The 23,876-nt window shown below is 66.6% G+C and carries 13 protein-coding genes; 6 read left to right on the top strand and 7 right to left on the bottom strand.

The features are described from left to right. Nucleotides 1-113: 113 nt before the first annotated feature. Nucleotides 114-1,490 (bottom strand): signal recognition particle protein, encoded by a 1,377-nt coding sequence (gene ffh, locus H7A13_03405; GenBank protein ID MCP5332392.1) that lies wholly within the window; start codon nt 1,488-1,490, stop codon nt 114-116. 162 nt (nt 1,491-1,652) lie between these two features. Here ffh and ccsA point away from each other — a divergent pair, with 162 nt between their 5' ends. From ccsA to H7A13_03380, 5 genes are all read left to right on the top strand, one after another. Then, the gene (ccsA, locus tag H7A13_03400; protein ID MCP5332391.1) at nt 1,653-2,456 is read left to right on the top strand and encodes a cytochrome c biogenesis protein CcsA; all 804 of its coding nucleotides are present in this window, start codon (nt 1,653-1,655) and stop codon (nt 2,454-2,456) included. A gap of 79 nt (nt 2,457-2,535) precedes the next feature. Then, nucleotides 2,536-3,768 (top strand): HlyC/CorC family transporter, encoded by a 1,233-nt coding sequence (locus tag H7A13_03395; protein MCP5332390.1) that lies wholly within the window; start codon nt 2,536-2,538, stop codon nt 3,766-3,768. A gap of 48 nt (nt 3,769-3,816) precedes the next feature. Continuing rightward, nucleotides 3,817-4,671: a hypothetical protein gene (locus tag H7A13_03390; GenBank protein ID MCP5332389.1), complete on the top strand. Its 855-nt coding sequence runs from the start codon at nt 3,817-3,819 to the stop codon at nt 4,669-4,671. After that, complete coding sequence (locus H7A13_03385) at nt 4,664-5,638, top strand: diacylglycerol kinase family lipid kinase (GenBank protein ID MCP5332388.1); 975 nt, start codon at nt 4,664-4,666, stop codon at nt 5,636-5,638. The genes H7A13_03390 and H7A13_03385 overlap by 8 nt, the downstream gene beginning before the upstream one ends. A 90-nt stretch (nt 5,639-5,728) precedes the next feature. After that, complete coding sequence (locus H7A13_03380; protein ID MCP5332387.1) at nt 5,729-7,252, top strand: fumarate hydratase; 1,524 nt, start codon at nt 5,729-5,731, stop codon at nt 7,250-7,252. A gap of 37 nt (nt 7,253-7,289) precedes the next feature. On the opposite strand, the gene H7A13_03375 is transcribed toward H7A13_03380, so the two are convergent. Further along, nucleotides 7,290-7,688 carry a hypothetical protein gene (locus H7A13_03375; protein ID MCP5332386.1) on the bottom strand — a complete coding sequence of 133 codons (399 nt, stop codon included), beginning with the start codon at nt 7,686-7,688 and terminating at the stop codon, nt 7,290-7,292. A 108-nt stretch (nt 7,689-7,796) separates the two neighbouring features. Here H7A13_03375 and H7A13_03370 point away from each other — a divergent pair, with 108 nt between their 5' ends. Then, entirely contained in the window at nt 7,797-8,696 is a 900-nt protein-coding gene (locus H7A13_03370) for an acylphosphatase (GenBank protein MCP5332385.1), read from the top strand. 13 nt (nt 8,697-8,709) lie between these two features. Here H7A13_03370 and H7A13_03365 read toward each other — a convergent pair whose 3' ends face one another. The 5 genes from H7A13_03365 to H7A13_03345 all read right to left on the bottom strand — a co-directional run bounded on the left by H7A13_03365 (nt 8,710) and on the right by H7A13_03345 (nt 23,820). Then, complete coding sequence (locus H7A13_03365; protein ID MCP5332384.1) at nt 8,710-9,315, bottom strand: lytic transglycosylase domain-containing protein; 606 nt, start codon at nt 9,313-9,315, stop codon at nt 8,710-8,712. 145 nt (nt 9,316-9,460) lie between these two features. Then, the gene (locus tag H7A13_03360; protein ID MCP5332383.1) at nt 9,461-10,057 is read right to left on the bottom strand and encodes a DUF938 domain-containing protein; all 597 of its coding nucleotides are present in this window, start codon (nt 10,055-10,057) and stop codon (nt 9,461-9,463) included. 144 nt (nt 10,058-10,201) lie between these two features. Continuing rightward, nucleotides 10,202-20,659, bottom strand: a complete 10,458-nt coding sequence (locus H7A13_03355; GenBank protein MCP5332382.1) for a filamentous hemagglutinin family protein — start codon at nt 20,657-20,659, stop codon at nt 10,202-10,204. Nucleotides 20,660-20,692: 33 nt separating this feature from the next. Then, nucleotides 20,693-22,312, bottom strand: coding sequence for a ShlB/FhaC/HecB family hemolysin secretion/activation protein (locus H7A13_03350; GenBank protein MCP5332381.1), 1,620 nt, complete (start codon nt 22,310-22,312; stop codon nt 20,693-20,695). A 113-nt stretch (nt 22,313-22,425) separates the two neighbouring features. After that, nucleotides 22,426-23,820 (bottom strand): hypothetical protein, encoded by a 1,395-nt coding sequence (locus H7A13_03345; GenBank protein MCP5332380.1) that lies wholly within the window; start codon nt 23,818-23,820, stop codon nt 22,426-22,428. Nucleotides 23,821-23,876 lie beyond the last annotated feature (56 nt).

Genomic DNA, 23,876 nt, shown 5'->3' with positions numbered 1-23,876 from the left:
AAGAGTCAGTCGCACCCGCTACGGATCAGCCTGCAGAGAGGCTGTTTCTGGCATGAATCGGCCCGAAACGCCCGGCGTTTGCGGCCGTCGAAGGATGAAAGCGGGCAAAAAGCCTAAAAATTCATCGGCGGCATGCCGCCGGGCGGCAGCCGTCCACCCATGCCGCGCATCAGGTTGGCCATGCCGCCCTTCTTGCCCATGGTCTTCATCATCTTCTGCATCTGCTTGTGCTGCTTCAGCAGACGGTTGAGATCCTGGATCTGCGTCCCTGACCCCTCGGTGATGCGCCGCTTGCGCGAACCGTTGATCAGCTCCGGCTTGCGCCGCTCCAGCGGCGTCATCGAGTTGATCATCGCCTCCATCTGCACGAACAGCCGCTCGTTGACCTGATTGCGTGCCGCCTGGGGAATGCCGCCACCCAGGCCAGGAATCTTATCGAGAATGCCGGTGATGCCACCCATGTTGCGCATCTGCTGCAACTGGTCACGAAAATCCTCCAGATCGAAGCCCTTGCCCTTTTGCAGCTTCTTGCTGAGCTGCTCGGCCTTCTGTTTGTCGAGCTTGCGCTCGGCCTCCTCGATCAGCGACAGCACATCGCCCATGCCGAGGATGCGCGAGGCGATCCGGTCCGGATGGAACGGCTCCAGTGCATCATTGCGCTCGCCGACACCGATGAACTTGATCGGCTTGCCGGTGATCTGCCGGACCGAGAGCGCCGCGCCACCGCGGGCATCGCCATCGACCTTGGTCAGGATCACCCCGGTCAGGGCCAGCGCATCGTTGAACGCCTTGGCGGTGTTGGCGGCATCCTGGCCAGTCATCGCGTCGACCACGAAGAGCGTCTCGACCGGATTGATCGCCGCATGCAGCTGCTTGATCTCGTTCATCATCGCCTCGTCGACATGCAGCCGCCCGGCGGTGTCGACGATCACCACATCGAAGAACTTTCGCCGCGCCTGGTCGATGGCGGCGCGGACGATGTCGAGCGGCTGCTGGCCAGTCTCACTGGGGAAGAACTCGGCCCCGACCTCGTCGGCCAGCAGCTGCAACTGTTTGATCGCGGCCGGACGATAGACGTCGACGCTGACCAGCAGCGGCTTTTTATGTTCACGCTCGGAGAGATAGCGCGCCAGTTTGGCCACGGTGGTGGTCTTGCCCGCGCCCTGCAAGCCCGCCATCAGGATGACGGCCGGCGGTTGAGCGGCCAGATTGAGCCGCTCATTGCGCTCACCCATCACCGCTTCGAGTTCGCGCTGGACGATGCCGACGAAAACCTGGCCCGGCGTCAGGCTGCGCATCACCTCCTGGCCGACCGCCCGCTCCCGGACCCGTTCGATGAAGTCCTTCACCACCGGCAGCGCCACGTCGGCTTCCAGCAGCGCCAGCCGCACCTCGCGCAGCGTCGCCTTGATGTTGTCATCGGTCAGCCGGGCCTGACCGGTGATGCCGCGCAAGGTCTTTGAAAGCCGATCCGCCAGACTCTCGAACATGTCCGCCTCTGCAATCGCAATAAAGTGACAAAGGGCGATTATAGCCGCGACCTCGACCGCGTCGCGCAACAAAGCGGCGCTATTCCCAGCCTGTGGGGATGCTCCTATACTGACCGCGCACGTGCCCTGCCCGAAAAAACCCGACTCACTGATGAGCCTCTGGTGATCCAAACCGCCTTTTTTGCCATTGCCTGCTACAGCCTGGGCGCCCTGCTGCAGTGGCGCTCCTTCACCGACAGAACCGAGATCGCACCACGCTGGATCCGTCTGCTGGGGCTCACCGGACTGGTGGCCCAGACCCTCCACCTGCGCGGGCTGATCCTGACGCCGCTCGGCATCGATCTGGGGCTGTTTCATGTGGTCAGCGCCGTCGCTGCATCGATGGTGCTGATGACACTCGCCGCCAGTCTGCGCGAGCCGATGGACAATCTGTTCATCCTGATTCTGCCACTGGCAGCGCTCAGCACACTGCTGGGCGCGGTGCTGAAGAGTCCTTACCAGCCCTTTCCGACACCCTCCCCGGGCCTGACTCTGCACATCATCAGCTCGGTGCTGGCCTACAGCCTGCTGGCCGTTGCTGCGTTTCAGGCGCTGCTGCTGGCGTTTCAGAACCGGCAATTGAAGGCACGTCATGGCTGGAAGCTGCTGCGCCACCTGCCGCCACTCGAGACGATGGAGAAGCTGCTGTTCCAACTGATCCGCTTCGGCCTGCTGCTGCTGACCCTCGCCATCGTCAGCGGTGCGCTTTCGCTGGAGAATCTGTTCGCCCAGCATCTGGCCCACAAGACCATCCTCTCGCTGATCGCCTGGTGCATTTTCGCTGCGCTATTGTGGGGGCGACATCGGTTCGGCTGGCGCGGCAGCACCGCCGTGCGCTGGACGCTCTTCGGCTTTCTGGCGTTGATGCTGGCCTTCTATGGCAGCAAACTGGTGCTGGAGCTGATTCTGCACCGTCCGAACCCTTGACCCTCGGACCGGCACTGCCGGGAACAACAGAAAAAGGAAGCCCTTGACCGACCTACCGCTCTCCCTGCTGCTCGGCATCATGGTTGGCCTGATGCTGGTCTCGGCATTCTTCTCGGCCGCCGAAACCGGGATGATGGCGCTCAACCGCTACCGCCTGAAGCATCTCGACGCCAAGGGCCATGGCGGCGCGCGCCGCACCACACTGCTGCTGCGGCGGCCCGATCGGCTGATCGGGTTCATCCTGATCGGCAACAACTTCGCCAACAATCTGGCCGCCTCGCTGGCGACCATCCTGGCGGTCCGGCTGATCGGTGAGGACAACATTGCCACCGCCGCCGGCATCGCCACGGCCATCACCACCTTCGCGCTGCTGATCTTCAGCGAGGCCACTCCCAAGACCTGGGCCGCGCTCTACCCGGAACGGATCGCCTACCCCGCCTCCTGGGTGCTGCTGCCACTGCTGCGGCTGTTTTCGCCGCTGGTCTGGCTGATCAATACCTTCTCCAATGGCCTGCTTTACCTTTTTGGCGTCAAGATCAGACAGAGCAGCCCCGACCAGCTCTCGACCGAGGAGCTGCGCACCGTGGTGCTCGAAGCCGGCGGCATGCAGCCCGGCCGTCACCACAGCATGCTGCTGCGCATCTTCGAACTGGAGGAGCTGACCATCCGCGACATCATGATTCCGCGCGGAGAGGTGATCGGCATCGACATCGAGGCCCCGCTCAACCTGATCATCGAGCAACTGCGCAGCAGCCTGCACACCCGCCTGCCGGTCTATCGCGGCGAGCTCAACCAGGTGGTGGGGATTCTGCATCTGCGCAACGTCGCGCGCTTTCTGACCGATCCCAACCCGACCCACGACAAGCTGCTGGCGCTGGTGCGCGAGCCCTACTTCGTGCCGGAAAGCACCGACCTGCAGAGCCAGCTGCTGCACTTCCAGCATGAGAAGCGCCGCATCGGCATCGTCGCCGACGAGTATGGCGAGGTACTCGGCATCGTCACACTCGAGGACATCCTCGAGGAGATCGTCGGCAACTTCACCAGCAACATCGCCGAAACCGAGTGGGGCATCAGTCAGGATGATGAAGCGGGCTACCTGATCGAGGGCTCGATGCCGCTGCGCGAAATCAACCGCTCGCTCAACTGGCACCTGCCCACCGATGGCCCGCGCACGCTGAACGGCCTGATTCTGGAGCAGATGGAGTCGATTCCCGACGGCAATGCCTGCATCCGCATCGGTGCCTACCAGGTCGAAACGGTGCAGATCAAGGAGCACCAGATCAAGATCGCCCGCATCCGGTTGGCGCCATGACGCCACTGTGATTGACTAGCCTCCGCTTTACCACCGGACCCCCTGCCCATGCCCAACAGTGACTCCAAGCCCGCGGGACCGCCACGCCTCGCACCCGAGATCGATGAGATCGCCACCTATCAGCAGCGCCGCCAGAGCGGCCGGCCACGTGACAAGGAGGGGCAGCCCCCCCCTGGAAAAAGTCGCGGACTGCTGCTGGTCTGGCTGGTGCTGATTGCACTGACCGCCGCCATCGCCGGCGGCGGCTTTCTCACCGTGCAGTACCTGACCGCACTGCAACACGACATCAAGTCGCTGCGGGAGGCCGATCTGAACAACATCGCGGCGCTGACCGCCCTGCAGGCCCGCCTCGGCATTGCCGGCAAGGGTACCGGCGGCACCGGCGACCTCTCCAGCCGCATCGAGCAGCTCGACGCCGAGGTGCGCAAACTGATCGAAAGACAGAAGCAGCGCGATCAGGATCTGAGCACCCAGAGCAGACAGTCGATCGACACGGTGCAGAATCAGATGGGCGACCTCTCCAGCCGCATGAGCAAGGGGCTGACCGACATCGACGGGGTCAACCGCCGCATCGGCGAACAGGCACAGCGACAGGAGGCCATCGAGCGGCAGACCGCCAGTCTGGCGGAACAGCTCAGGAGCATCGAGGCCGGCGTCAAGCGCCAGGATGAGCTGATCGCCCGGCAACTGACCAATCGGCTGCGCACCGTCGAAGAGCAACTGGTCACGGTGCAGCAAGCCGACCCCGGCCTGCTGAACGCGATCGAAAGGCGGCTGCGCGAAAACGAGGCCGCCGTGGCCGCCTTCGATCAGCAGCGGATGCAGCTCAACCGCTCGATGCAGGAGTTGCAGATCAACATGCGCCAGCTTCAGCAGATGCAGATGAACCGCCCCGGTGGCTGAGCGGCCACCACCACGACGCCTGGATGCTGAGCTCCGGTACACGCCCGCCACCGCCAGCAAGCGACTGCTGATCATCCACAACCCGGTCGCCGGTCGCCGCCGTCAGGACTATCTGAATGCCGTGATCGCCGCGCTGCGTCGGCAGGGCTGCGAACTGCTGATCCGGCAGACCAGCGCCCCCGGCGAAGGGGAGCGGCTGCTGCGTGATCACCCGGACCGCTTCGACTGCATCGTTGCCGCCGGCGGTGACGGCACCCTCAACGAAGTGCTGAATGGCACGCGCGGGCGCGCCTGCCGCCTGGGTCTGATTCCGCTCGGCACCTCCAATGTGCTCTGCCGCGAGCTGGCGTTGCCGACCCAGCCCGACCGGCTGGCCCAGGTGTTGGCCGGTGACAGCGAGGTCGTGCTGCATCCGGCCCTGGCCAATGGCCGGCGCTTTCTGCTGATGTGCGGCATCGGCTTCGATGCCTGGGTGGTGAATGGCGTCGACCTCGACCTCAAACGCCGGCTGGGCAAGGGTGCCTACCTGCTGACGATGGCCAGAATGGTCGGCCGCTATGGCCGCCAGCGCTATCGGGTGCGCAGCGACGACCGGCAGTGGCAGGTCGGCTCGCTGATCATCAGCCATGCCCGTCACTATGCCGGCCCCTTCGTGCTCGACCCCGAGGCGAGCCTGTTCGCGCCCCACCTCAACCTGGTCATGCTCGAGCGCCATACCCGGCTTGGCCTGCTGAGCTATCTGCTGGCGCTGCCCACCGGCCGCTCCAGCCGATTGCCCGGCGTGCGGCGGGCCCTCGGCAGCCACATCCACGTCGAAGGCGCAGTGGGTGAACCGATCCAGCTCGATGGCGATCCGCATGGCTGCCTGCCGGTGACGATCACGCTCGATCCGGAGCCGGTGCGCATCGCCGTCGATGCCACGCACCCCCACAGTCACACCGACCAACACTGGATGCAGGCGATCTGAACCCGCACCCATGGCTTGCAGCAGTGCCACCTCGCTGCTGTAGTAAAATGCGCGTCATCGCGTCGACACCGTCCACCAGGAGCCCTTCCCATGACCCTCATCCGCCAGCAGGATCTGATCGACAGCGTCGCCGACGCGCTTCAGTACATCTCCTACTACCATCCACTCGACTTCATTCAGGCGCTGCACCGCGCCTATCAGGCCGAGGAGTCGCCGGCCGCAAAGGAGGCGATGGCGCAGATTCTGGTCAATTCACGCCTCTGCGCAGAGGGCCACCGCCCGATCTGCCAGGACACCGGCATCGTCAACGTCTTTCTGAAGGTCGGCATGCAGCTGCGCTGGGAGGGGACGCTCAGCGTCACCGAGATGGTCAACGAAGGGGTGCGCCGCGCCTACACCCACCCCGACAACCTGCTGCGCGGCTCGGTGCTGGCCGACCCGGCCGGCGCGCGCCGCAACACCCGTGACAACACCCCGGCGGTGATCCACATGGAACTGGTGCCGGGCGACAGACTCGAGGTCACCGTCGCTGCCAAGGGTGGCGGTTCGGAGAACAAATCGAAGCTGGCGATGCTCAACCCCAGCGACAGCATCCTCGACTGGGTGGTGAAGACGGTGCCGACCATGGGCGCCGGCTGGTGTCCGCCCGGCATGTTGGGCATCGGCATTGGCGGCACCGCCGAAAAGGCGATGCTGATGGCCAAGGAGTCGCTGATGGAACCGATCGACATCGATGAACTGAAAGCCCGCGGCCCGAGCAACCGGCTGGAGGAGCTGCGGTTGCAGATCTTCGAAGCGGTCAATGACCTCGGCATCGGTGCCCAGGGCCTGGGCGGCCTCACCACCGTGCTCGACGTCAAGATCATGGACCACCCCACCCACGCCGCCTCGCTGCCGGTGGCGATGATTCCCAACTGCGCCGCCACCCGCCATGTCCACTTCACGCTGGATGGCTCCGGGCCGGCCGAGCTGACGCCACCGCGTCTGGATGACTGGCCCAAGCTGGTGTGGGAGGCCGGCCCCACGTCCCGTCGCGTCAACCTCGACACCCTCACCGCCGACGAGGTCGCCAGCTGGAAGCCGGGTGACAACCTGCTGCTGAGCGGGAAGATGCTGACTGGCCGCGATGCCGCGCACAAGCGCATTGCCGACCTCTTCGCCCGCGGCGAACAGTTGCCGGACGGTGTCGACTTCAAGGGCCGCTTCATCTACTACGTCGGGCCGGTCGATCCGGTGCGCGACGAAGTGGTCGGCCCGGCCGGCCCGACCACGGCAACCCGGATGGACAAGTTCACCGAGGTGATGCTGGAGAAGACCGGCCTGCTCGGCATGGTCGGCAAGGCCGAACGGGGGCAGGCTGCCATCGACAGCATCCGCGCCCACAAGGCGGTCTACCTGATCGCGATTGGCGGTGCGGCCTATCTGGTCTCCAAGGCGATTCGAAAATCACGGGTGGTGGCCTTCGCCGACCTGGGCATGGAGGCGATCCACGAATTCGAGGTGGAAGAGATGCCGGTCACAGTCGCGGTCGACACCTCGGGCAACTCGGTGCACCGCAGTGGGCCGGAGCAGTGGCAGGCACGAATCGCCGCACAGAAGGTGACCATTCGCTGACGAAGGGTCGATGGCTCAAATGTGCAAGGGTCGACCGCTACTCGATGGCCGACTCTTCGAGGTCGTCGGTCGACCGCGCCTTGGTCACGGCCCCTGACTTCGGCTTCATCTGTGGATAACGCGTCAGGAACTTCTGCTTCTCTTTCTGCAGGTCATAGAAGACCTCGTCACCTTCCAGATGGATCGACAGGTCATGCTTCTCCTGCTCGCCATCGGCCAGCGTCGTCAGCAGGTCGATCAGGTTGTTGAGCAGGTCGGTCTCGATGCCGCTGCTGACCGAGATGATGACGCTGGTCCAGCTTGATTCGCTCTTGGTCCTGGGTGCCTGCACCACGATGCCGCGGCCGCGAAAGCTCGCCTGAATGCCCTTGGCCAGCTCCTGATAGCGTGTGCTCTGTGGTCCGATGGCCTCGATCACAATGCTCTTTTCGGTCATCTCCATACCCCGTGCAATGGTCGATGTTGTGCGCTGGTTCACATTTTACGGACCGGCGGGCCCCAAGTTAACCTATCCGCCAGAGCAAAGCGACCTTCGGAGTACGGCATGACACGCTGCCTGCATGTTCTCGTCAGTGGCAAGGTACAGCAGGTCGGCTTTCGCGCCGCCACCCGACGCGAAGCCCTGCGACTGGGCGTCACCGGCCATGCCCGCAACCTGGCGGATGGGCAGGTCGAAGTGGTGATGAGCGGCGAAGAAGAGGCGGTCACGGCGCTCGCACAGTGGCTGCGGCGCGGCCCAGCACTGGCCCGGGTCGACCGGGTACGGGTCGATCCATTGCCAACGCAGCGCTTCGATGATTTCGTCATCCGACAACAACCCTCCGCATCGCCGATGACAGTGGCCTTTGTGCTGTTCGACCAGATCGAACCGATGGATCTGGCCGGCCCGTTCGAGGTGTTCTCGACCGCCGCGCGGCTGCACCGGCGTGCCCACCCTGCGGCACCGGCGCTGTTCGAGCTGATCACCGTGGCCGAGCAGCCCGGCCACGTGGTCCGCAGTCGCGGCGATCTGCTGCTGATGCCGAGCCACGGCCTTGACCAGCACCCCGCGATCGACCTGCTGCTCCTGCCCGGCGGTGACATCGACGCCCTGCTCGATCGCGCGACACTGATCGACTGGATCGCCACCACTGCCCGAGGCGCGCAGATCACCGCCACGGTCTGTACCGGTGCCTTTCTGGCCGCGCAGGCCGGCCTGCTCGCCGGCCGCCGCGTCACCACCCACTGGGAAGATTGCGCCGAACTGGCTGCCCGTTTTGGTGACCTGCAGGTGGTGGAGGGGGTGCGCTATCTGGACGAGGGGAAGGTCATCACTTCGGCGGGCGTCGCGGCCGGCATCGACATGGCACTGCATCTGCTCGCCCGCTTGAGGTCACTCCATCTGGCGCTCGATACCGCGCGGCAGATGGCGCATCGCTGGCGGCCAGCCAACGAGAAGGGCTGACGCCTGGCGGCGTTCAGATCTCGCCAAGATACCAGTGTTTTCGCCAGGCACTCAGCACCCGGCGCGGATACCACGCCTGCCCCAGACTGCCGTTGTAGCGGGCCAGCGCGTTGGGCAGGTTGCCACGCTCACGTTGCAGGTAGTGCGCCAGAATCGCGGCGCCGTAGCGGACATTGATTTCGGTCTGGGTCAGGTTGTCATGCGGACGGCCGATCTCCTTGCGCCAGAACGGCATCACCTGCATCAACCCCTGGGCACCGCTGGAAGAGACCGCATAGCGGTCGAACAGACTCTCGACCTCGATCACCGCCAGCAGAATCTCCGGCCGCAGGCCATGACGCACCGACTCGCGGTGCACCAGCCGCAGCAGCGTGATCCGCTCCTGGGTGGCCGGCACGAAGCGGCGCAACCGCTGCTCCATGTCCATCATCCACACTTCGGCATCGAAGCGGTCGACAAAGAGCGAGGCCTCATCGTCGCGAATCACCTTCAGCAGATGGCTGCGCAGCTCCGGATCGACCTCCAGCGCCGCCGGACCACGTGTCGCCGCGGCCGCGGCGCTCCAGAGCGCGAGCGTGAGCACGAGAATGAGCTGGTACAGATGGTTCGGTCTGGTCATCGGTCACTCAACCGGGACAGTCCATGGGGCTTTGAAACAGCAGGTCATCGATCGGCACGCCGGCCTCGGCCCTCGACAGGATTCGTGCGCGAATTCACGATCCTAACTGTAGCACAGCCGGCAAAGGGCATGAAAACCGCGAAGGTCAACGCTTCTGCCAGACCAGCAGCCGGTTGTTGGCCGGCATGGCGTTGTCTTCGCGCAGCGTCATGCCGGCCTCGTTCGCCAGTCGGTCCACCGCCTCGAAATCGCGAATGCCCATCTGCGGTGCCTGCTGCTTCAGCCAGAGATCGAAACGGGCATTGCTCGGCGCGGTGAACTCGCCCCCATAGTTGAAGGGACCATAGACCACCAGCAGGCCCCCGCTCGGCAGCAGCGCCTGCGCACCACGAAACAGGTTGCAGACCGTGGACCAGCCCATGATGTGGCAGGTGTTGGCGGTGAAAATGCCATCCTTGCCGGCCACCGGCCATGGCAACCGGTCGACATCCAGTTCGATCGGTGGCAGCAGATTGGGTGCCGGCTGCTCGGCAAGCCAGGCACTGATGCCGGCATGGTGCTGCGCCAGGTCACTGGTCTGCCAGCGCAGCTGGGGCAGCCGCGGCGCAAAGTGGACCGCATGCTGGCCGGTGCCGCTGCCGATTTCGAGCAGCTCACGGCAGTCGGCCAGGATGCGCTGCAACAGCTCGACGATCGGCTGCCGGTTGTTTTCGCAGGCTTGGGAAAAAGGTTTTTCCGGCATCGATCGAGCTCTCCTGTCTGCGGCGCAGCGGTGCCAAAGCATGCCGCAGCGGCTTCGGTTCAACAACCCCCGCATCGGCAGGCGCGAGTCCTGCCCGCTTCGGTCGCTCCCTGCCATCGGCTTCGTCGCCACAGCCGGCATCACTCACTGTATCGATTTCTTCTTTTTCCGCTCGTCGGGATCGCCCTCCGTCGCCGGCTCCGGGCCTGTCGCGCCACCGGCAGCGGCAGGCATCTCGCCGAGTGCCAGCACCTCGACCGTCAGAATCGAGCTTCTCTCGCGTTCGCTACGCTGGGGCGCTTCGCTGCCCCTGCTCTGCGCTTCACTGTTCTGCGTGGCGCTGCTGCCGAGGCCGGTCACTGTCGGCACCGCCGGCGCGCTGACCGGATTGGGCGCCACCCCCAGCGCGTTGTCGGCGCCACGAATCTTTTCCGGATCGAAGAAGATGACTGGCGCGCGAATGAAGGCATCCAGCGCAATCACCTCGCCACGTGGTGCAAACAGGTAGGCCGCGCCATCCGCGCTGCTGCCGGCCGCGGCCAGAATGCCGATGCCGCTGCCGGTGGCCAGGGTCGGCAACTCGAACGAGATGCTGCCGTCGAGCGGATTGACCTTCGGCACCAGTGGCGGCACCGTCACCGTGTTGTTCGAGCCCTTGCCGGAGTCGATGTTGCCGTTGGAACTCCACAGCAGGATGTCGCCGCTGCCGATCACGAAGACCTTCTGTGCGTTGACCAGAAAATCGCCATCGGTGAAGGCGCGGATGCCGCCACCGCCAAAGGTCACCACGCCACGCTGGTCCGCCGACTTGGCCTGGCCGATGACGTTGGAGACCTCGGCACTCAGCCCGACGTTCACTCCACCGCCCGGGTTGACGAAGTCGATGCCGCCACCGCTCTTGGTCTGCACCTTGCTCTGGCTGAGGTCGATGCCGCCAACGAAGCCAAAGGGTGCGCCATGGCCCGCCAATTCGATGGCCCGGTAGCCCGGGGCATAGCCTGCCTCCTTGGCAGCCGCACCCCTGGCGGCCGCACCGGCGATGCCGGCCAGCCTGATCTCGTTGAACATGACCTCGCGGCGCATCTGCTCGAAGGCCCTGCCGGCATGGTGGTCCACCGCCACCCCGGCCGCAGCGGCATTCGCGGCCCAAGCTGCCGAATAGGTCTGGCCCGGTTGCAGATAGCTGTTGGCGAACTCCTGTGCCAGAACCTGCTGTATGAAGGCGACCTGCGCCTCACTGCCGAAGCCACGGAACAGCGCCAGTGCATCGTCGTAGCCGTATTCGACCTCTCTGCCCTGCCCGAGCGTCTGCCTGACCTGATCGACCAGTGCATTCCGGTAATCCGCGCCGCTCGGGGCACCGGAGGCGGCAAGATAGCGACTCAAGAACTGATCGAGCCCCTGCGCATCGAGCGTGGCCGCCTGGCTCGCCGCCAACTGCACCGCTGCGCCCTGGACCGGCAGCGTGCCGTTGTAGAGGTTGCCCACCGTCTCCACCCCGGCCGAGGCGCCGAGATTGAGCTGCCGTCCGGCGCTGATCTCCAGCCTGCCGGGCCCCGCCAGCGAGATCAGACCATTGTTGCCGAGCAAGGTGGTGTTGAGGAGGTTGCGACCGGCCTCGATCAGGGTGACATCAGTGCTGCGATGGTGCTGGCCGAACAGGGTCAGATTGAGGATGTCCTGTCCGGCACTGAGCAGCGCCTGCTTGGGCATGATCAGCTTCTTGCCGTCCACGACATTGAGTGAGCCTCGAGCATCGATGTGCACCGGGTTGCTGTCCGCTTGATGCAGGTCGGTGAACAGCAGCTTGTTGATGTCGTAACCGATGGTGCTGCCCACCAGACCGAGAATGGCGCTGTTGGTGGCGGTGAAGACCGGATTGGTGACCCCGGCCAGGTCGGCGAGCCGGTTGTCCATCATCCGCAGCGAGCTGTTGAGGAACAGATCACCACCGGCATGCAGCACCAGGCTGCCCAGCGTCGACGGGTAAAGAGAGATCCCCAGCGTGTTGTTGCGGTTGCCGGACAGAACCACATCCGCGGCATGGGCCATGATCTCTACCCGGGGCGGTGCGATGTAGGGGGTTGGAGTGGTGACCGGCACGAAACTGACCAGATCTTCATTCAGGGTGCCGGTGCCGGTGGGCAGCGCCCGCAGACTGTTGAGCCCGGCGCTGCTCAGATCTTGCCAGTGAAAGTCGCCGGCCGTGCTGGCCAGATTCAGAGTGGCACTGCTGCCATAGCTGTAGAAGAAGCTGCCGCTGTTGCTGCTGTTGGGCACCATGATGGTCGGGTTGAACGCGGCAGTGATCGCCACGTCGCTGCGGCCACGCAGCGTCCAGCCGCCGTCATTGAGGGCCAGCACCGGCGCCAGAGGACCGATGGTCGAATTGAGTGCCGTGCCGCTGCCGATTTCGCCTGCCGCCCTGATCAGCCCCTGACCCCGCCCGACGAAGAAGCTGCCGCCGGCAATGTCGCCGCCGGCCAGAACCTCGATGTCGCCGCCATTCTCGACCAGCAGCTTCGATGCATCGGGGATCCGCGACGTCATGCGTGCCGAGCTGGGGGCGAAGGCGCCGACATCCTGAAGGTTCCGCCCGGCGCTGAGCAGGATGTTGCCGCCGCCAAAGGAGCCGAAGCCGTGACGGAACAGGTCGAGGCGGCTCCACCAGGCCAGGCTGCTCGATGAGAAGTTGCCACCTGCATCGAGCCGTCCGGAGCGCCAGAACCAGTTGTTGATCAGGGTCTGGTCGCTGACCGGACTGCGGATGTCACGCCCGGCGCTGGCGGTCAGTCGGCCGCCATGGGCCGTGAAGAGCGCGTTGGCCGGCGTGGTGAACTCGGCCGCGAGCGCCGGAGCGAGCGTCGAGGCCGTGCCGGTGACCATCACGGTCGCCGGCGCCGTCGTGGTGCCACCCAGCACGATGTCGCGCCCGGCCGCCAGTTCGATGGAGCCGGAGCTGGTGCGCAGCAGCTTGCCACCGGCGAGCGTCAGATCACCGATCGGGTTGCGGTTGACCGCCAGCGGATTGGCCGCAGCCAGATCGGCACCACCCACCAGCCGCATCGACCAGGCATCGCCTGACTGAAGCAGCGAAGTGCGCAGCAGCCCATTGAAACCATCGCTGAGGTTGTTGCTGATATTGAGATTGCCGGCCGCGCGCAGCGTCAGAAAGCCGGGTTCACCGCCGGGACGGCTCGCGGCGTAGAGGTTCCAGTCATTCGTCAGCGTCAAATCAGCGCTTGAGGTGACCTCCACGCCCGGCCGCAGATGAAAGCGCGGATCGGTGGCCACCCCCAGCGCGGTCAGAATCGCGCTCTTGTTCGCCATGAAGCTGGTGATGTCCGCCAGCAGCGTGCTCTGGCCAATGGCCGCACCCAGGGTGGTGCCGCTCTTGATCGAACTGCCGACATAGCGCCTGAGCGCCTCGATCGAAACCTCGGCCGCATTGATCACGCCGGCAATCGGATCGACCTTGACTGTCGTGCCACTGCGTTCGGCCCGCAACACCACGCGGCCATCCTTGTCGTCATCGCCGCCGGCATCGATGGCGGCGCCGGCGGCGACAGTGACCCGGCCCGTGCTGGAAGAGAGCAGCACATCACCCCCATTCGCCCCCGCGCGCGTCGAGTTGGCCAGGATGCGTCCGCCGTTCGCCAGCGTGAGCGCATCCCGCGCGCTCAGTTGCACCACCCCACCCCGGGCGGCACGGGCATCGAGGGTCGAGCCGATGGTCAGGCTGCCGGCATCGGCGGAAATCAGAATCTGCCCGGCTTTCACCTGCCCGGTATTGAGGGCCACATCGCCGCTGCCGACCCGCAGGTTGAAGAGGTGGCTGAAGTCGCCGGTCGCGGCAGCGACTCCATCGAGTCCATCGCTGCCGTCGGCGGCATCATCCGGCAGCGTCATCAGGTCGGCAGAGAAGCTCCCACCCGCGCCGCCGTCACCGGCCTCGCCTTCGAGCAGTGCGTTGTCGCCCAGAATCAGCGTGCCATCACTGCCGATCGCCGAGAGGCTCAGTCGCCCTGCATGGCCACCCCCCGCCTGGGCCGCGACACTGACCCTGCCATCGATCAGGATGGCGCCCTGCCGGGCGGTCAGATCGATCCACCCGGCATCGCCGAATGCCGCCCCACCCTCCGGCAGGGTGGTGGCGAAGCCACCGGCACGGGTGATCGAACCGGCCGACAGTTCGATGCCCTGCACGGCATTGGCACTGTTGGTCGCGATCAGCGAAATCTGCCCGCCGGGCAGGTCGATGGTGCCATGCTGAAACACCTGCTGCCCGGTCAGTGTCAGCTTGCCGCCGAGGCCAACGCGCTCATTCAGGCTGTGGCCCGCGGTCGGCCTGCCGATGGTCAGCACACCGCCGGCCGTGACGGTGTGGTCAGCGGCAGTGGTGGTGGTGAGCCGCTGCGCCAGCAGATCGAGCCGATCCAGCGTGGTGAGCTGGCCGCTGCCGGAGAAGATCAGGTCACCCGCCGAACTCAATGTGACCTGATCGAAGCCGAGCGCCTGGCTGCCACCGCCGAGTTCGAGCCCACCGGTGACCCGGTCACGCAGCGGCGGCTGCGCCTCGATGGTGAGCCTGCCCTGTCCCTGTGCCGCCAACGCCCCGCCCGAACTGTTGCGCAGCAGGACCTCGCCCGCACGCAGATGCACCACGTCATCTGCATCGCCCAGACCGCGCAGCGACGCGGCATCCAGCAACAGACGGCCACTGCCCACCAGCGCCAGATCGAGGCTGTCGAGAAAATCGATGGTGCTGTAACTGCGCAGCGAGAGGCTGCTGGCGCCACGCACCGAGTCGAGCAGCGCCCCCTCGATGACCACGCCATCGCCCTCGGGCGAAGCGGCCGAGAAGGCGATGCGTCCGGCACCCAGGCCAAAGGCGTCGGCAAAGAGGCGGGCACTGCTGTCGAGCGTCAGGCTGCCGGTGGCGTCGATCTCCACCTGCGCTGCGTTGAAGGTCGTGTTCGCGCCGATCAGCAGATCACCGAAGCCAGCGGCACGCGCAACCCCGCTGCGCACCAGGTCGACGCCCATGCGGTTGGAGATGCGCAGCAGCGCGCCATCACCGCTCAGATTCAACTGCCCGGCTGCGCTGTCGCGGCGGCCGGTGGCACTCATGTCGACGTCATCGGCCACCTCCACTGCCCTGCGCGCCGCCAGCAGCAGCTCATCGAGCTGCAGGCCACTCTCGACACGCACCCGCTCACTGCCGGTGGTGATGGAGACGACCCCATCACCGCTGCGCGTACCCCCCAGCAGGATGCTGCCGGCGCCGGTGGCCATCAGCCTGTCGATGCTCACCTGCGTGTAACCATCGGCCGCCGTGTGCCCTGCCGACGCCGCTTCACCCTCCCGCGTCAGCACGATGTTCGGCAGCACCAGATCGAACTCCCCGGCCCGGCCACCCAGTGGTGCGGAGAGATCGAACAGCGCCTTCCAGTCGAGCAACTGGTTGGCCACCAGTGAAATCCGTCCGGCATCCCGCGTCAGGCGACCCGGATCGCCACCGAGTCGGGCCGCCTGCCCGCTGAAAAAGTCATCGCCGCTGACCAGCCGATATTCCGCCTTGGCACGAAAGGTCGCGGCCGGCTCGACCAGATAGCGCTGGAGATCGTCCATCGCCGCCGTACCAGCAACCGTGCGATAGCCGGTCACCACCCGGCTGCCATCGCTCAGCAACAGCGCCCGGTCGAGCGCACTGCTGCCCTGATCGGCCGCCCTGGAGACCAGCACGGCGCCGGGCAGCAGGGCGTAGGCCGCCGGCAACAGCGTGTAGCGGCCGGGCGCCAGCGCCGAGCCCGCCATGGTGATGACGATCTGCTCACCCGGCAGCAGGTCGGTGCCGGCCTGAATCTGGGCATCGTGCGGCGCATAGCCGAAGCTGTAACCGGGCAGCACTGCATGGAGGCCCGGCGTGCTGGCCAGATAGTCGATCGAACCACCGGCGCCGGCGATGAACTCCGCCGCCTGCACCGCGCCGCCACCGGCCGCCGAGACCCGCGCCCCGGCAGAGATGGCCATCGTGCCGCCATTCAGCAGCACCTGCCGGTCGACCGGCAGCGCCGTGATGGTGCGGAACAGCTCCGCATTGCCGGCAGCCGTTCCCAGCGGGAAGTAGTTCCAGCTGCTGCCATTCACCGTGGTGCCCACCGGCACGGTCAGACCGCTGCCAGCGAGCGACAGCTCGCTGCCGTCCAGCAGCTCCAGCCGGTTGGTCGCGGCCAGCTCCAGTCGGCCAAAGGGCGCGCGAATGACACCGCCATGCTCGATGGCGTCCGCGCTCAACCTGAGGCTGCCAAAGGCCGACAGCGGCAGTGCCGCGGTCGAACCGCCGACTGGCGCATGGGTGCGCAGCAGCGAGTCACCGGACAATCCGGTGATGTCGAAGGTGGAGAAGGTGGTCGGCGTGATCTGCCCGGCGGTCAGATCGAGCGTGCCGGCAAACAGCAGTGCACCGCGCTGTGCCGTGCCGCTGAGCGGCGCGCCATGCAGGCGAATCTCACCCTGCTGCAGGCCGTGGCGCGCGGCATTGAGCTGGGTGGCAGAGAAGCCCTGCAAACCCAGCGTGCCCACCAGATCAATCAGGTCGGCATGGGCCGTCAATGTCGCCATGCCCGCAGCCGCCGTCGGCGCGGCCATGCCGGCCACCGGCTGAATGTCACTGTCGCCAAGCCGTAGATAGGGCGCCTCCAGCAGCACCGCCGCGCTGCCCTGGGCAGAGATGACCCGGCTGTCGAGTTCCAGTGCACGCGCCGTGGCGAGTGCGACATCCTGGGTGAATTCGATGCGGTCATCGGCCCGCAGTCTGACCGAGGCGAACCCGGCGCTTTCCACCGCTGCGGCCGACAGCGCGGCCACGCCATTGCCGAGGGCCAGATCGAGCACATCGCCCGGATGCAGCCCGGCCGGCAGCACGGTGCCGTCACGCTGGAGCAGGATCTTGCGCTCGCCGGTCGGGTAGGCGGTGCCCTCGGTGAAGTTGTCCAGCCCCTGCCGACTGATCGACAGCGCCAGGCGGCCGCCCAGCGCATGCGGGCTGGGCGCCATCGCCCGCAGCGTGGCGTCGAACAGAATGCCTTCGGGCGAGGTCAGGGTGAGACTGCCGGCATCCCGCGAGATCAGTGCATTCGCTCTGCCAGCGTAAAGGTCGAAGGTCGTCTCATGGCCACTGATGTCGATCAGCGAACCGGCTTCGGCCAGCAGATAGCCACGGTTGGCGTTCAAGGTCACCGTGCCGCCCCCATGGACCACGCCGCTGCGCAGGCCGAGCGGACTGTAGGACTGTTCGGCGGTGCCGCCGGCCAGCAGCCGTGCAGTGTCGGTCAGCCAGAGCGCCTGTGCCGGCAGAAAGCCGATCTTGTCCGGATCGCTGGCCGAGCCACCGCGCACCCCCTCGATCGACAGATCGATGGTGCCGCCCAAGGCTTGCAGCGTGCCGGCCACGGTCAGGCTGTTGCCGGCGCTGAAGCTCAATGCGCCACCGGCCGTGGTGGCCACGCTGGCACCGCGACCGACCTGCAGATTGGCACCGGTGATGCCGGCCGAGGCCGAGGGCAGACGGGTGGCGGCAAAATTCAGATTGACCGGCCTGTTGGCCACCTCATCCTGCTCGCCCGGCACGGCAAAGTGGCTGAGCGCACTGATCGGCGTGCCGCTGGGGCGATCGGCGGCATCGATGTCGAGCACCCGGTTGCGCAAGCGGGCGTCGATCCGGGTGCCATCGGCGATGAGCAGATCATCGATCGACCGCAAGTCGATCGTCTCGAAACCGTGATCGGAGAAGAATGCCGGCATCAGCCACAGCCCGCCGCTGGCCAGATCGGCCACCGTGATCTCCAGCGATGAGAGCGTCAACCGCCCCCCACCCGCAAAACCGTAGCCGGTGACGCTGCCCGCCAGTTGCACCGTGCCGCTCTGCGTCAATGGATCGCCATTGCCGACATTGGCGGCCAGATCGATGGCGCCGGCCGCGCCCTGGCTGACCTTGCCGGTGGCACTGCGCCAGGCCCCCGCCGACACATCGAGCGCCGCACCCGCCGCCAGCAGCACCGAATCGTAAGCCGCCACCTTGATCGACCCACCGCCGACCGCCACCGGGGCATCGAAGGTCGTCCCGTGCAGCGTGCCCAGCGCATCGTTGCTCCAGCGCCCTGCGGTGTCGAGCCGGGCCGACGGCGCCAGCAGCACCGAGAGCCCGGCGTTCGGCGCCGGCGTGGCGCCGGTCAAAATCGTCGGCCGGGCATTGAGGGTGATGCCCCCCGCCGCGGCCTGGATGCGACCCTCCACCTCGATGCGCCGGGCCGTGGCGGTGAAGCTGCCACCCGGACCGAGATCGAGGTCGCTGTCGGCGGCGACCTGCACCCGATCATTGGCCAGCAACTCGATGCGACCCAGCCCGCCCGCCATCAGCATCCGGGACGAGAGGGTGGTGGTGGCGGTGCGCGCGGCCGGCAGCAGCGCCGTGAACGGATTGGCGAAAAAGTCGGCCCCAACGCGCTCGCCACCGGCCGCAGCCAGCAGCACGCTGCTCAGATAGTGGTCCGGCGATGCGGCGGGTCCCGCCACCATGCCCAGTTGCAGGCGACCTGCCAGCGGGCTGGCGCCGGCCGGACCGCCGCGCTGATAACGTCCCAACTGCACGCCGCCGCGCAGGGTGCCATCCAGCAGCAGTTGCCGTCCGACCAGCGTCAGCTCGCCGGCGTTCCTGCCCTCGACATAGCCGGGTTCATAACGGCCCCGCGTCGACGGCATGATCTGGTCATAGACCACGTCGGGCCGGGCGGCGCTGATGTCGACCAGCTGGTTGCCCTTGCGCAACTGCGTGGTGCGGATCTCGCCACCGGCATAGCGCAGGCTGCCGCCGGAGAAGTCGAGCGTCGCCCCCTCACCGACCACCACTGCGCCATCCGCCCGGATGTCGATGCGGCCGCCCGCGGTCAGCCGCTCGGCCGCCGTGCGGCCAATCTGTCCGTAAAAGTCGTCGACATCGGCAATCGACAGCCCCTTGCGCAGGTCGAAGGAGATCTCCTGCCGGTAGAGCACGCCGGTGCGTTGCAGCGGCGAGTCGGCCAACTGGATCGAGAACAGCCGCCCGGTCAGTACGTTGCGCTGCATCGGCAGATCGACATCGTTGCCCGACACATCGATCAGCACGCCGGGATCGATGACGATGCGGCTGTCGTCACTGCTGCTGGCATTGGCCACCCCCAGTGCGCCCGAGCTGAGCGGCGTCGCGCTGGCACGCAGCGTGACGCCGCGCCGCGTTTCCGGATACTGGGCATCGGCCGCCGGCGTCACGCCGCCGGCACCGGGCGCGATGATCTGCGCGCCCCCTTGCAGATGGATCTGCTTGCCTTCCAGGCTGACGGTCGAGTTGTAGAAGGGCTCGGCATCGAGCTGGGTGGCACTGCTGGTATCTGCATCGATCCGGGTCACGCTCTGCGGCCCGACCACCAGTTCGCCGAATTCGCTGGCGGCCGCCATCGTGTGGCCGGTGATGCCATCGCTGTGGCTGGCACTGACGGTCTTGCCGTGGGCCAGCAGACGGATCGCGCCATTCTGTCCCTTCACCGCGGTGGTGGCCCGCACCGTGCCGTTCTGCCGCACCGACAGCCCCACCATGCTGACGCTGCCACGCTCGGCGACGATCTCATTGACCCGCTGCACCAGTTGGCCATTGCTCAGCGTACTGGTCGAACCCCGGGCCGCATTCTCGGCCCGGTTGTAGTCCGGATCACCGCCGGTGACCGCGGCCTCGAACGGATCGACCTCGACCAGCAGGCCGCGCTCGGAGGGGTTGAGCGACGCCGCCAGATAGACCTTCTGCCCGGCGGCCAATGCCACCTGTCCGCTCGGTGCACTCAGCCGCCCCTCGTTGAGCAGCCGTGGCGCGAACAGCATGATGTCGCCGCCACTGGCCGCAGCGATGCTGGCGCCGGCCTCGACCCGCACGAAACCCTCCAGCTCGCCGTCGGCCGCGGCGAAGGCCGGCGCATGGCGGGTGATGTTGCGAAAACCCTGCTCGAACTGCTGATCGGCGATGTTCAGCGTGGTGGCGATGAAGTTGCCGCTGCTGACGGTGGCGCCACTGCCGAACAGCACGCCATTGGCGTTGTAGAGAATCAGTTCACCATTGGCTTCGAGCGACCCCAGAATGACGCTCGGCGAGCTGCCGCCGATGCGGTTGAGCGCCGAGCCGCCGGTCGGCTGATTGAACCTGACGCTGTGGTCCCGGCCGATGTCGAAACTCGACCAGTTGAGAATCACCCGCTGATCCTGCTGCTCGACCAGCAGCCGCTGCGGGTTGGTCGCATCCACGGCCTGGGTGGCCCGTCCGAGCTGGTTGAACTGGGCCGCCGCCTGCGGCAGGTTGGCCTGGGGTGCCTGGGTCGCCGAGCTCGGCAATGGCCGGGCCGCGCTGGCCAGCCGCGGCCAGAGCGCGGCCGGCAGCAGCAGGGTCAGCAGCGCGCAGAGCCCCACCAGCCGACCACTGCCGGCCGCCGTGGATCTGCGGGCGCGCACCGACTCCGCCACCGGCACCAGCATGGCGCGCCGCGGGTCGAAAATCAGCCGGTGGATGCCTCGGTTCATGCTAGCTCCTGCCGTGGTGTTCGGCCGTCATCGTCAAAATTCGCCCCGGGCCGACAGATAGAACAGCCCATCGTTGCGGCGGGTGTGACGGGTGGAAAAGAGCGGCATGCCCCATTCGAACCGGCTGCTGAAGCCGTCGCCCTCGGCCGCCAGCCCCAGGCCATAGCTGGCGAGTGCCATGCTGGCATCCTCGCCGGGCAGCGCGTCGATCAGCCAGGCCTGACCGCGCTCGACGAAACCGAGCGCGCTGAATTTCAACGCGCTCCACTGCCAGAAGGGTGGCGTGCCCAGCTCCAGACTCAGCAGGCCGCCCTGGTCGCCAAACTGCTCATACTCCTGATAGCCGCGCACCGAACTGCTGCCGCCGCTGCCATACTGCTCCTGCGACACCAGTGGCCCGTTGGCCCACTGCGCCTCGCCGCGCAGCCGCAGCGTCCAGCCGCTCCAGAGCGGGCGCCGCTGCTCGGCGGCAGCGCGCCAGACCATGAAGTTGGGCTGGGCATTGAAGCGCTTGCAGGCGAACTGATCGGTCGGCACCCCGTCGCAGTCGACCGTGCGCTCGGCCAGACCGCGGATGCCGAGCGTCAGATTGAGGTCGAAGTTGGCGGTGACGCCGTCGCCACTGTCGAAACGGCTCTGGTCATAACGCGCCGCCAGCGACCAGTATTTGAGCGAGCGCGGCACCAGCAGCCCGGCCTGGGTCAGGTCATCCTGGTTGTCCTTGTGGTCGACCCCGAAGCTGAAGCCGTGGCTGAACAGGCCGCCGCGGTTGGGCAGGTCGATGCGGTAACGCGCTCCCAGCGAGGTGCCCTTGACCACGGTGGCGCCACCGACACCGGTGGGCACATCGCTGTCGGAGCGGGTGATGAAGGCATAGGCGTAATCGCCCCCTGCGAACGGCAGCCCGTAGTTGAGCGTCAGAATGTCGGCATGGTCGGGGTTGCCCGGCGCCAGGATCCAGTTGAGCCCCAAGGTGTGGCCAAGCTGGAACAGGTTGTCATAGCGCAGCCCCCCTTCGAGCCGTCCGGCCACCGTGTTGGGGCTCTGCTTGCTGTTGGCCTCCAGCGTGCCATGCAGCGGCAACTGCTCTTCGACCTGCAGCTCCACCTCCAGCGTGCCCGGCGCCTTGCCCGGTCGCAGCAGTGGCGTCAGTCGCCGGTCGGGCTGCCGCCCCAGATCGGCCAGCTCCTGCTGCACCTGACCGAACTGCGGCACGCTGCCGGCGGCCAGACTGGGCAAGCCTTCGCGAATCGTGCTCGGCAGGTGGTATCTGGCCCCGGTCACACGCAGCTTCTCCACCCGGCCCTCGACCACCTGCAACCGCACCTCGCCATTCTCCACCTGCTGCTCCGGCAGTTCGACGCTGACGGTCAGGTAGCCGCGCTGCTGATAGGCCTTCTCCAATGCCGCGCGGGCGGCTTCGATCTCCTGCACGCTGCGCTGCGGACCCAGAAACGGGTAGACCGCCCGCTCGATCTCCGGCGTCGACAGCACGCTGTTGCCATCGACCAGATAGACCAGCACATCAAAACGCAATGGCGCTGCGGCCGGCGCCTCGGCGGACAGCAGCGCGCTCCACGGCAGCAGCGCGCACGGCAGCCAGCGCGCCAACCGGCGGGGCATCCGTGCATCGAATCGACAGCCTCGCGGCATGAAACACCCTCCAGAAAAATGCAACGGCCCCTTCCATTGCAGAAGAGGCCGTTGCCGGGTCGCGCCCGCCCGGCCGGGGTCAACCCCCGGCCGTCAGATCACGCACGAGTCGCTCAGAACGGCCGGCTGACCGGCTGGCAGGAGTTGGGGCCCGAGCCACCGCGCTGGTAGACCGAGACCTCGGTCGGGTGGTCGGCATGGCTGTAGCCGGCCGTGTTCTCGGGGATGATGAAGAGGCCAACGGTGGCCGGGCCGCCATCGGCGGTCACCGTCGCCATCTTGCCGCTGATGGCGTCGAGCAGCGTGCCTTCAGCGTCGTCGGTCTTGGCCGCCGGCCCCTTGTAGCTGACCGCCTCGACGAAGTAGTCATAGCCGCCATCGATGGCGTTCTGCTTGTTGAGGCCGGTGCTGGTGCCATCCGAGAAGTAAGCACCATTCAGCTTGATGAACTTCCAGCCGGTGGTGGTGCTCGGCGCGCGGTTCTCGCCCGAGACCCAGCCGAAGGCGTAGGCACTGTTGCCGGCGGCGTTCAACCGGTTGATCACGTCACCGGTGCCGGAGTTGGCCGACACCGTGAACAGGCCGCCGTTGTAGCTCTGGGTGGCGCCGGCGGCGATCTCATCGCCGATCACCTGCAACTCACCGCCGTTACTGCCGGTCAGGCAGCCCTTGCCGAGAAAGAGCACCTGCGCCGAGCTCTGGGTGCCGGAGGTGGTGACGCGGCGGGCATACTCGATCGACGCACCAGCGGTCAGCCCGAGCGCCTCGGCGCCACTCTTGTGGGCGGTGAACTCATTGTTGTTGATCAGCGACACCACGTCGGCGCGGCTCAGCGACGGCTGGCAGGCCGGCAGCGGATCGCCGGCGGTGCAACCGGCAGCGGTCAGCCCCTGCGCCGCTTGCAGATCCTTGTACAGCTTCTCGCTGACCGCCAAGCCGAACACCTGGGCCACCCCGGTGAAGCCCTGGGTCACCTCGTCGACGCTGAAGCCATCGACATCGCTCTTCAGCACATCGACCTGCTCGCGCACCGGCGCGTACTCGACATCGGAGAAGCCGCCGTCAGAGGGGGCGGCCGCCGTCTCGAGCGCACAGTTGGCGCGCACGCTGTAACCAGCCAGCGCACCACTGCCGGCAACCGCTGCCGTGCAGCCCGAGGTCAGCGACACTGGCGTCTGCTGCTTGGCGGCGTCGTCGGACATGCCCAGAATCGAGTTCAGCGAGCCGCCGGTGACGGTGTGCAGCACCGTGGTGATCGGCGTGCCGGCCATCGCTGCCGAGCAGACATAGGCCATCTGGTTGGCCAGCGAGCTGGTCGATGCGCCATTTTTGTAGACCGTCAGCGTGCCGCCATCGGCAGTGCACTGCGCCTTGATCGCGGCGGCGACGTTGTTGCGGATCGCCGAGGCGCCGGTCAGGTAGAGGTTGGTGGCGCTGTCGGTGTAGGCCTGCGCCAGCCCGGCAGAAGAGAGGGCGGCGACGGCGAGGGCGAGGGATTTCAGTTGCATGGTCGTTTTCTCCTGTGGTGGGTTCAAGAACATGGTCAAAGTCAAAGCACAAAAGA

The organism is Pseudomonadales bacterium (assembly GCA_024234215.1).
GTDB lineage: Bacteria > Pseudomonadota > Gammaproteobacteria > Pseudomonadales > UBA5862 > JACKOQ01.
This window is presented reverse-complemented; position numbering and strand designations above follow the sequence as displayed.

Bases quoted from the DNA above. Each gene is read 5' to 3' on its own strand.
- ffh (MCP5332392.1), bottom strand. From the start codon at position 1,490: ATGTTCGAGAGTCTGGCGGATCGGCTTTCAAAGACCTTGCGCGGCATC.
- H7A13_03395 (MCP5332390.1), top strand. From the start codon at position 2,536: ATGGTTGGCCTGATGCTGGTCTCGGCATTCTTCTCGGCCGCCGAAACC.
- H7A13_03390 (MCP5332389.1), top strand. From the start codon at position 3,817: ATGCCCAACAGTGACTCCAAGCCCGCGGGACCGCCACGCCTCGCACCC.
- H7A13_03380 (MCP5332387.1), top strand. From the start codon at position 5,729: ATGACCCTCATCCGCCAGCAGGATCTGATCGACAGCGTCGCCGACGCG.
- H7A13_03375 (MCP5332386.1), bottom strand. From the start codon at position 7,688: ATGACCGAAAAGAGCATTGTGATCGAGGCCATCGGACCACAGAGCACA.
- H7A13_03370 (MCP5332385.1), top strand. From the start codon at position 7,797: ATGACACGCTGCCTGCATGTTCTCGTCAGTGGCAAGGTACAGCAGGTC.
- H7A13_03365 (MCP5332384.1), bottom strand. From the start codon at position 9,315: ATGACCAGACCGAACCATCTGTACCAGCTCATTCTCGTGCTCACGCTC.
- H7A13_03360 (MCP5332383.1), bottom strand. From the start codon at position 10,057: ATGCCGGAAAAACCTTTTTCCCAAGCCTGCGAAAACAACCGGCAGCCG.
- H7A13_03355 (MCP5332382.1), bottom strand. From the start codon at position 20,659: ATGAACCGAGGCATCCACCGGCTGATTTTCGACCCGCGGCGCGCCATG.
- H7A13_03350 (MCP5332381.1), bottom strand. From the start codon at position 22,312: ATGCCGCGAGGCTGTCGATTCGATGCACGGATGCCCCGCCGGTTGGCG.
- H7A13_03345 (MCP5332380.1), bottom strand. From the start codon at position 23,820: ATGCAACTGAAATCCCTCGCCCTCGCCGTCGCCGCCCTCTCTTCTGCC.